This is a genomic window from Streptomyces sp. NPDC048349 (assembly GCF_040651925.1).
Taxonomy (GTDB): Bacteria; Actinomycetota; Actinomycetes; order Streptomycetales; family Streptomycetaceae; genus Streptomyces.
Window position 1 is genome coordinate 25980 of record NZ_JBEZLA010000039.1, and the last position, 9048, is coordinate 35027.

Annotated in this window: 9 protein-coding genes and 1 riboswitch; of the genes, 1 reads left to right on the forward strand and 8 read right to left on the reverse strand. The window is 74.2% G+C overall.

The annotated features are described in order from the left end of the window. Positions 1 to 106: 106 nt before the first annotated feature. From AB0D44_RS21540 to AB0D44_RS21575, 8 genes are all read right to left on the reverse strand, one after another. Complete coding sequence (locus tag AB0D44_RS21540; protein WP_362593327.1) at positions 107 to 658, reverse strand: GAF domain-containing protein; 552 nt, start codon at positions 656 to 658, stop codon at positions 107 to 109. Beyond that, complete coding sequence (locus AB0D44_RS21545) at positions 655 to 1284, reverse strand: ATP/GTP-binding protein (RefSeq protein WP_362593328.1); 630 nt, start codon at positions 1282 to 1284, stop codon at positions 655 to 657. The genes AB0D44_RS21540 and AB0D44_RS21545 overlap by 4 nt, the downstream gene beginning before the upstream one ends. Then, a complete protein-coding gene (locus tag AB0D44_RS21550; protein WP_362593331.1) occupies positions 1262 to 1690 on the reverse strand; it encodes a DUF742 domain-containing protein in 429 nt (142 codons plus the stop codon). Before AB0D44_RS21550 ends, AB0D44_RS21545 begins: the two co-directional genes overlap by 23 nt. Next, positions 1687 to 2121 carry a roadblock/LC7 domain-containing protein gene (locus AB0D44_RS21555; RefSeq protein ID WP_362593440.1) on the reverse strand — a complete coding sequence of 145 codons (435 nt, stop codon included), beginning with the start codon at positions 2119 to 2121 and terminating at the stop codon, positions 1687 to 1689. Before AB0D44_RS21555 ends, AB0D44_RS21550 begins: the two co-directional genes overlap by 4 nt. A 35-nt stretch (positions 2122 to 2156) precedes the next feature. Beyond that, a complete protein-coding gene (locus tag AB0D44_RS21560) occupies positions 2157 to 4133 on the reverse strand; it encodes an ATP-binding protein (RefSeq protein ID WP_362593334.1) in 1977 nt (658 codons plus the stop codon). A gap of 311 nt (positions 4134 to 4444) precedes the next feature. After that, the gene (locus AB0D44_RS21565) at positions 4445 to 5653 is read right to left on the reverse strand and encodes an MBL fold metallo-hydrolase (RefSeq protein WP_362593337.1); all 1209 of its coding nucleotides are present in this window, start codon (positions 5651 to 5653) and stop codon (positions 4445 to 4447) included. 109 nt (positions 5654 to 5762) lie between these two features. Then, entirely contained in the window at positions 5763 to 6548 is a 786-nt protein-coding gene (locus AB0D44_RS21570) for an SGNH/GDSL hydrolase family protein (RefSeq protein WP_362593339.1), read from the reverse strand. Positions 6549 to 6711: 163 nt separating this feature from the next. Then, a complete protein-coding gene (locus AB0D44_RS21575; RefSeq protein ID WP_362593342.1) occupies positions 6712 to 7752 on the reverse strand; it encodes a LysM peptidoglycan-binding domain-containing M23 family metallopeptidase in 1041 nt (346 codons plus the stop codon). Positions 7753 to 7756: 4 nt separating this feature from the next. After that, positions 7757 to 7954: riboswitch (cyclic di-AMP (ydaO/yuaA leader) on the reverse strand. A gap of 292 nt (positions 7955 to 8246) precedes the next feature. Between AB0D44_RS21575 and AB0D44_RS21580 the strand changes: the two genes are divergently transcribed. Further along, positions 8247 to 9048: tyrosine-protein phosphatase (locus AB0D44_RS21580; protein WP_362593345.1), on the forward strand; the 802-nt coding region annotated here is incomplete at its 3' end.

A 9048-nucleotide genomic window follows, 5' to 3' on the forward strand; every position in this document is an offset into this window, starting at 1 on the left:
GACCCCGCCACTGACATCGGCCGCGCCGCCGAGCCGTGCACCGGCCCGGCCGGAGGGGCGGTGCGCAAGGCTCGGGCGCCGGGCCCGGGCCCCGGCCCCGGCCCCGCTACGCCGTCCGCCGCCGGTCCTCCCGGGCATGGAGCAACTCGACCAGCTCCGTCGCCAGCGACTTCACCGTGGCGAGGCCCTCCGTGCCCCACCGGCGCGGCACCACGTCCACCGCGCACACCGTGCCCAGCACGATCCCGCGCCGGTCCGTCAGCGGCGCGCCCACGTACGAGCGCACCCCGCTCTCGTCCACCACCGCGTTGCCCGCGAAGCGCGCGAAGTCCCGTACGTCTTCCAGCACCAGCGCCCGGCGCCGCACCACCACGTGCGGGCAGTAGCCGTGGTCGCGGGCCAGCACCCGCGCCGGGTACTCGCTCGCGGGCGCCTCGGCGGCGTGGTGCAGCCCGGCGAAGAACTGCCGTTCCTCGCCGATGAAGTTGACCCCCGCGTAGGGCGCGGCCAGCACGTCCGCGACCCGACGGGCGAAGGCGTCCAGTTCGGCGTCCACCCGTTCGCCCAGCCCCAGTTCGCGCAGCCGGACGACGCGCGCGGGCGCCTCCCGGTCCACGGGCGTGAGCAACAGGTGTCCGGTCGATTCGTAGTACGTCATGACGGTTCCCCCGACTCCGAGGACGAAGAGCTGATGGTGACCCCCGCGGCCGTGCACAGGAGGTGGCGGACGAGGGCGGCCAGCGTCCCCGTCCCGGAGCTGGTCAGGCGCGCGTCGCACCGTACGACGGGCACCTCGGGCCCCAGCCCCACCGCTTCGCGCACCTCGTCGGGCCCGTAGCGGTGGCCGCCGTCGAACTCGTTGACGGCGACGATGAAACCGATCCCGCGCCGCTCGAAGAAGTCCACGGCGGGGAAGCAGTCGGCGAGGCGACGGGTGTCGGCGAGCACCACCGCCCCGAGCGCGCCGGCGCACAACTCCTCCCACAGGAACCAGAACCGGTGCTGCCCGGGCGTCCCGAAGAGGTAGAGCACGTGCCCCTGGTCGAGCGTGATGCGGCCGAAGTCCAGCGCGACGGTCGTCGTGCTCTTGGCCTCGACCCCGTCCAGCGGATCGGCGCTCTCGCCGAGGTCGCTCAGCAGTTCCTCCGTGCTCAGCGGTTCGATCTCGCTCACCGCGCCCACGAAGGTGGTCTTGCCCGCCCCGAAACCGCCCGCGACCAGGATCTTCAGCGTCGCGGGAGCGGCCCCCGGGGCGGGTGCGTCACAAGCGTTTGTGGAGGCCATCGAGCACCGCCCGGAGCAGAGACTGGTCATCGGCGGCGAAGGATCCGCCGCCCGGGAACCGCGGGGCCTGCGCCATGACGGCCCCGTGTTCCATCAGATCGGACAGGAGCACCTTCACCACCACGGCGGGCAGCCGCAGTTGCCCGGCGACCTCGGCGACCGTGACCGCCGCGGCGCCCGCGCACAGCCGGAGGGCGAGCGTGTGCTCCGCCCCCAGCGGTACGCGCGGCCGCACCCCGGTCGCGGTCACCAGGGAGAGCAGGTCGAGCGCAATACCGGGCCGGGTCCGCCCGCCGCTGGCGGTGTACGGGCGCATCACCCGGCCCGCCGAGTCGTCGAGCCAGGGCGTGTCCCGCCCCTTCGCCGACGCACCGGCCGCGAACGCCCCCGTCGGACGGAGCCTCATCGCTCCGGGTCGGCGACCGGCCGCCTCGGCGGGGCCGCCAGGTACGGTCGTACGCTCTTGACCAGCATCGCCATCTCGTAGCCGAGCACTCCGGCATCGGCCTCGCGATCGGCGAGGACCGCCAGACAGGTACCGGAGCCGGCGGCCGACACGAAGACGAGCGCGGTGTCGAGTTCGACGACGACCTGGCGGACCTCCGCGCCGTCCCCGAAGCGGGCTCCGGCGCTGCGGCCCAGCGAGTACAGCCCGGACGCCAGCGCGGCCATGTGGTCCGCGCTGTCCGCGTCCAGGCCGTGCACGCAGGTCACCAGGCCGTCGGCGGTGAGCAGGACGGCGCTGCGCGTGTACGGCACGCGTTGCACCAGACCGCTGAGCAGCCAGTCGAGGTCCGAGAGCCGGTTGCCGGTCTTCGTCGCCACTTCGCCGCCCATGGGGGTGTGCTCCTTGCTGAGGTGAGGGGTCGGGGTCATACCTGGTTCTCCGACTGGGCGAGGCCGAAGCCCCGTTGGAAGGCGGCCATCAGGCCGGGGTCGTGTACGGGCTGCTCGGGATCCGGGGCCCGCCGGGGAGCGGGGGCCTCGCGCAGCTGGGGCGCGAGGTGCTGCTGCGCCCGCCGGCGCGGCAACGGCGGCCGCGCCTCCGCCGGGCCGGCCCCGGCCGGGTCCGCCCCTGCCGTCACGGGCGCGGGTGCGGCCCCGGCCCACACCTCGGGCAGGGCTTCGGCCCCGGCCGGGGTCGTCGGCTCAGGCCCGGGCCAGGGCTCCGGCTCGCTCAACGGCTCGGCCGGGGCCGGGGCCGGGGCCGAAGTCGTTCCCGCGTCCCCGGACCGCGGCGCGGGCACCTGCACGGCCGCACCCTCGAACCGCTGCCCGGCCCCTGCCACGGCTTCGGCCCAACGCCCGGACCGGGCCACGGCTTCGGAACCCGACCCGGACCCTGCCACGGCTTCGGGCCCCCGCCCGGGCCCAGCCACGGCTTCGGAACCCGACCCGGACCCGGCCACGGCTTCGGGAGCCGTCCCGTGACCGGGCTCCGCCGGGGCCGCCGGTCCGGCCCCCGGTCCGGCCGGGAGGGGACCCGGAGCGGTCCCCGAGGCAGCCGCCGGCCACGGCTCCGGTCGGGGCACGGGCGGTTGGGGACGCGGCGGGCCCACCCGGACGGGCTCCAGGGGCGGCATCGGAGCCGCCCGCCCGGTGCCCCAGGAGGTGGCGCGGGAGCCCCCCGCCGCGTCGGCCGCGCTCGGCGCCTCCGCGCCCAGCAGCTCCTGCGGCAGCACCAGGACGGCGAGCACCCCGCCGTAGATGTTGGACTTGAGCTCGACGGCGATCCCGTGCCGGCGGGCCAGCGCGGAGACGACGAACAGCCCGATCCGCCCGTCCGCGAGCAGGTTGCGCACGCTGATCTGGTCCGGGTCGCCGAGCAGGGCGTTCATCCGGTGCTGCTCCTCCGGCGGCATGCCCAGCCCGCGGTCCTCCACCTCGACCGCAATGCCGGCGGTGACCCGTTCGGCGCGCAGCACCACATCCGTGTCGGGGGCGGAGAACACCGTGGCGTTCTCGACGAGTTCGGCCAGCAGGTGCACCACGTCGGCGACGGCGTGGCCGCGCACGCTGCCGCCCGCCGGGGGCACGACCTTGACCCGGGTGTACTGCTCGACCTCCGCCACCGAGGAGCGGAGCACCTCGCTCAGGTCGATGGGCCGGGTCCACTGGCGCCGGCTGGCGGCGCCGCCGAGCACGGCGAGGTTCTCCGCGTGGCGGCGGATGCGGGTGGCGAGGTGGTCGACGTGGAAGAGCTCCTTGAGCAGGTCCGGGTCCTCGACCGTGTCCTCCAGTTCGTCCAGCAGCGAGATCTCGCGGTGGACGAGGGACTGCAGGCGGCGCGCGAGGTTGACGAAGACCTCGACCTTCCGCTCGCTGTCGGAGGGCGTGGCCGGTCCCGCCAGCCGTACGAGCGTCGCGTGGGCCTGTTCGCGGGCGCCGCGCAGCTCCTGCGACAGCAGCCAGAACTCGTCCACACCCGCCGGATCGGCGCCGGACGGCGGGCCGGTCGGGCCGCCCCGCACCGGGCGCGGCGGGGTCTCGCCGCGCTCCAGCCGGTCGGCGGCTGCGCGCAGCTCCTGGCGGCCGCGCACGCTGGAGCGGCGCAGCGCCTCGCACCGGTCCCGTACGGCCTTGGCCGCGCGCTGCGCGCCGAGCAGGGCCGCCGCGAGGGCGGCGACGAAGAGGAGGGCGCAGCCGGTGAGCACCGGCCAGAGCCGGGCGTCCCGGTCTCCGGCGCCCCCGCCGAGCTGGAGGGTGAAGATGACCGCGGCGGTGCCGCTGAGCCCGGCGGCGAGCGCGGGCAGGACGGCGGCGCGGACCAGCTGGGGGCGTATCTGCCGGCCCGGACCGGTGACGGCGTGTCTCGACGGGGCGTGGCGGGCGGCGCGGAGTCCGGACATCGGCGTCCTCGGTACGTGGGGCCCGGCCCCCAGCGGTCCCGGGGCCCGGTGTTGATCACCGGATACCCACGCTAGACCGCACCGTCCCGCCCCTGACGCCCAGTTGGGGAAGTTCACGGGGGTGCTTCCCGCTCCCGGTGGAGCGCTCGTACAGCCGCCCGAATCCCCCGGGTCACCCTTGCGGCGGGGAGCGCGGCCACCGAGCGCCCCCGAGGGCCGGGGCTCCGCCCCCGAGGTCCGGGGCTCCGGCCCCGGGACGCCGCCTCCGGAGTGCCGCCTCCGGAGTGCCGCCGCGGGGGCGCGGCCGTCCGTCAGGACCCCACGGCCTCCGGCTCCTCGCGGATCACGCCCGTCGCCCGCCCGGCGGTCACCGCGGCGACGGCGACTTCGGGTGCGGCGTGGCCGCCGGCCGTGAAGGGCCGCCACCACGGCTTCGCGGGAGCGTCCGCCGCCCCCGGCTCGAAGGGCTGGCCGGGGATCGGCAGGGCGATCGCGGCGCCGGCCCCCTGCGCCGCCGCTAGGGTCCCCTCACCCGGCTCGTCCCACGGGTGCGGGGCCAGGTTGAAGGTGCCCCAGTGGATCGGCAGCATCGTCCCGTGCGGGGCACCGCCCTGGAGGTCGAGGTGGGCGCGCATGCCCTCCTCGGGCGTCATGTGGATGTCGGGCCAGTACTCCGAGTACGCGCCGATCTGGATCATCGTGGCGTCGAAGGGCCCGTGTTCGGCACCGATCTCCTTGAAGCCGGGGAAGTAGCCGGTGTCCCCGCTGTGGTAGATCCGGTGCTCGTCCCCCGCGACCACCCAGGAGGCCCACAGGGTGTGCTGCTGGTTGCGCAGCCCGCGTCCGCAGAAGTGCCGGGCGGGCGTCGCGGTGAGCGAGAGCCCGGCGACCTCGGTGGTCTCGTTCCAGTCGAGCTCGCGCAGCCGGTCGGCCGGCACGCCCCAGCGCTCCAGGTGCGCCCCGACGCCCAGCGGGACGGCGAAGACCGTGTCCGTACCGGCGAGCTCCTTGATCGTCGGCAGGTCGAGGTGGTCGTAGTGGTCGTGCGAGATCACCACGACGTCGACCGGTCCCAGCGAGGCCAGCGGCACGGGTACCGGGTGCAGCCGCTTGGGCCCGGCGAAGGGGAAGGGCGAGCACCGCTCGCCCCACACCGGGTCGAACAGCACGCGTCGCCCGTCGATCTCGGCGAGCACGCTGGAGTGCCCCATCCAGGTGAGACGCAGTCCGCTCGCGGGCGGCTTCGCCAGCTCCGCGAGGGTGGTCGGATACACGGGGATCGGCGCGCCGGGGGTGCGCCGGACCCGCTGCTCCCGCTGGAAGTAGGTCTTGGCGAACTCCGCCATCGACCCCGACGGCCTGGTCCGGGCCCCGAGCGGGTTCTGGAAGACGCCGTCGGCGAAGTTCGGTGAGTTGTGGATCCGCTCCAGCCGGGCGCCGGCGGGGTCCGCGCCGAAGGCCTCGGGCCGCAGGGCACGCAGCCGCGGACGCAGGGGACGCGGGGGACGGGAGCCGGTCAAGGCGCCTCCTGGGGGAATGGGGTCGGGACGGTCGTCGGTCTACGACCTTCCCAACGCACACCTCCCCCGAAGGATTCCGCTTGCGGTCCCCGTCCCCGTCTGCGGCTCCCTACAGGGGCATCAGGTCGGGGCGCTTCGCCTCGACGTGGTCCCCGGAGGACTCCCCGCGCAGCCGGCGCCCGATCCAGGGCACCAGGTGCTCGCGCGCCCACTGGATGTTGTCCCGGGTCACGTCCACCGAGCCGCGCGGCCGCTGCGGCGGCCACGGCTGGTCGGGGTCGGCGGGCACGTCCAGCCCGAGCACCTGCGCGGCGCGCAGCGCCACGCGCGTGTGGCCCTCGGGCGAGAGGTGCAGCCGGTCGGTGTCCCAGGCGCGCCGGTCCTGTACGGACTTCAGCGACCACAGGTCGAGCACCGGGCAGTCGTAGCGGTCGGCGATGGCGCGCACGTGCGCGCTGTACGTCGCGACCTTGCCGCGGAGGTGCTTGAGGACCGGCACGCCCCGGGTGTCGAAGCCGGTGGTGATCATGACCAGGCCGACGGACCCGGTGAGGTCGGCGACGGCGGCCTCGAACCGCTCCGCCACGTCGTCGGGGTCGGTGCCGGGCCGGATGATGTCGTTGCCGCCCGCGCAGAAGGTCACGAGGTCCGGGGCGAGCTCCTTGGCCCGCGGGACCTGCTCGGCCACGATCTGGTCGAGGAGCCGGCCGCGCACGGCCAGGTTCGCGTACCGGAAGTCGTGTTCGTCACGCTGGTCGGCCAGGAGCACGGCGAGCCGGTCCGCCCAGCCGAGATAAGAATCCCCGGGTCCCGGGTCCCCCACGCCCTCGGTGAAGCTGTCCCCGATCGCCGCGTACGAGCCGATGGTCTTGAGTGTCGTCGTCGTCGCTGCCACGGAACGACATCCTTCACCCGCGCACACGACCTACGCCAACGTAAGCAGGGGTTGACGGACCGTGATCTATACCACGCGGGAGATAAGGAATAAGTACACGCCAGGCCGGGACCCCCCTCGGGCCCCGGCCTGGCGCGTGTCCGTGCTCCGGCGGCGGCTGCCGTCAGATGGTGACGCCCTTCGAGCGGAGGTAGTTCACCGGGCTGATGTCCGAGCCGTAGGACTGGGTCGTGCGGATCTCGAAGTGGAGGTGCGGGCCGGTCGAGTTGCCGGTCGAACCGGAGAGGCCGATGCGCTGGCCGGCGGTGACGCTCTGGCCCACCGAGACGGACAGCGAGGAGAGGTGGCCGTACTGGGAGTACTTGCCGTCCGCGTGCCGGATGATGACCTCGTTGCCGTACGCCCCGGCCCAGCCGGCGGAGACCACGGTGCCGGCGCCGACGGCCTTGACGGTGGTGCCGGAGCTGGCGATGAAGTCGACGCCCGTGTGGTAGCCCGAGGACCACATCGCGCCCGCGACCTTGTACTGGGTGGATATCCCGCCGCTCACCGGAGCCACGAAGCCGGCGCCGCTGGGCGCCTCGGCCTCGGTGGAGGAACCGCTGCTCTGCGGCTGGCGCTTCGGCTGCGGGGCGGGGGCGTCCTGCTCGGCGGAGGGGCCCTCGTCGGAGGATCCGGAACCGGTCCAGGACCGCTCGGCGGGAGCCGGAGCCGGAGCCGGCTCGGCGGGAGCGGGCTTGGCGGGAGCCGGCTTGGCGGGAGCGGGCTTGGCGGCGGACGGCTCGGCCGGAGCCGCGTCGGCCGGGGCCGGCCGGCCCTTGGCTCCGAGGGTCAGCTTCAGGCCCGGGTGGATCAGGGAGGGGTTGCTGCCGACGGCCTCGCGGTTGTCGGCGTACAGCTTGTGCCAGCCGCCCTCGAGGTGGCGCTCGGCAGCGATCTTGGAGAGGTAGTCGCCGGGGACGACCGTGTAGACGGTCGGGGCGGCCTCCACGGCGGCGGGCGCGGCCTGGAGCGCGAGGGGGAGCTGCGGGGCGACGGCGAGGGCGGGGGCCGTGGCGGGGGCGGCGGCCGGAGCGGTGGCCGCGTTGGCGCCGGCGGCACCCATCAGGGGCAGCGCGAGGGCCGCACCACCGGTGCCGGCGACGGCGAGACCGCGGGAAAGGGAACGGGACTTGGGACGGCGGTGCTTACCCTTTGCAGGCATGGCGAATTCCTCTCCGTCGCCTGCGAGGTGAGCTGTCGGGTTCGGACTGGAGATGTCCGGCCGTACATGAACGGAACATGGACGACTTCACCCCTAGCGGCTCCGGAGGGAAGATCCGGAACAGCGGCTTACCTGGTTCCCCCGCTCCTGCCGCGCGCGTGAATAGTCGGGTGCGGTTTCCGGGAGGCGGCAGGATTAGGCGGTCCACCCGGATCGATCGCGAAGGTAATCGAGTCCGGCCGCACGGAACAAGCCATGAATTTCCAAAAGGAATCACCGGCATGAGGGATCGACGGAATTCCGGTCACCCTGCGTCCATTCCACACCGTCAACAACCGCTCCGGCCGGGCCATTCGACTTTCGCGATCAGGCACTCACGGTCACCGTATGATCTGGCTCACGGGGCCGTGTCCGATCTCGCCGCCGGATATGGCAAGTTGGAGCCAACCGACTCAATTCGGACAGATGCCCCACCACGAACCGGAGGAGCTGCTTTGACCCAGCGGATACAGGAGCCGGAACTGTCCGGAGTGCGCAATTTCCGCGATGTGGGCGGATTGCCGACTTCCGACGGACGACAGGTCAGGACGGGACGACTGTTCCGAAGCGGACATCTCGCACATGCCACCGAAACCGATGCAGAGTTCCTCGCATCGCTCCGGCTCCACACCATCTTCGACTTCCGCAACGACGCCGACCACGCCCTGGAGGGTCCGGACGTCGAGCTGCCCGGCGTGCGGAACGTCAACATCCCGTTGTCGGACCCGGCCGACGGCAGGGAGTTCTGGAAGATGGTCCGCGACGGCGGCCTCGAGCAGCTCCGCTCCGTCCTGGGCGACGGCAAGGGCGCGGCCCGGATGTCGCAGTCGTACCGCACGATCATCCGGCACCGCACCGCCGAGCACAGCCGGGTGGTGCACGCCATCGCCGAGGACAGCGTCCCGGCCCTGCTGCACTGCGCCGCCGGGAAGGACCGGGCGGGCCTGTCGATCGCCGTCGTCCTGCTCGCGCTGGGCGTCGAGCGCGAGGCGATCGTGGCGGACTACCTGGAGTCGAACGCCCCGCACCGCCGCTACCGGGTGCGCCGCAGCAGCGGGGCGCAGGAGGCCCGCTCCGCCGAGGTGACGGAGCTCCTCGCGCCGCTCTTCGACGCCCGGGCCGAGTACCTGACCGCGGCCTTCGACACCATCGACGAGCAGTGGGGCGGACGCGAGGCCTACCTCGCGGAGGGGGGGGGGGGGGGGGCCCCCCGCCCCCCCCCCCCCCCCCGGGGGGCGCGTCGACCCACCACCCAAA

Coding starts and splice junctions, on each gene's coding strand:
- AB0D44_RS21540 (WP_362593327.1), bottom strand. CDS start 658: ATGACGTACTACGAATCGACCGGACACCTGTTGCTCACGCCCGTGGAC.
- AB0D44_RS21545 (WP_362593328.1), bottom strand. CDS start 1,284: ATGGCCTCCACAAACGCTTGTGACGCACCCGCCCCGGGGGCCGCTCCC.
- AB0D44_RS21550 (WP_362593331.1), bottom strand. CDS start 1,690: ATGAGGCTCCGTCCGACGGGGGCGTTCGCGGCCGGTGCGTCGGCGAAG.
- AB0D44_RS21555 (WP_362593440.1), bottom strand. CDS start 2,121: ATGGGCGGCGAAGTGGCGACGAAGACCGGCAACCGGCTCTCGGACCTC.
- AB0D44_RS21560 (WP_362593334.1), bottom strand. CDS start 4,133: ATGTCCGGACTCCGCGCCGCCCGCCACGCCCCGTCGAGACACGCCGTC.
- AB0D44_RS21575 (WP_362593342.1), bottom strand. CDS start 7,752: ATGCCTGCAAAGGGTAAGCACCGCCGTCCCAAGTCCCGTTCCCTTTCC.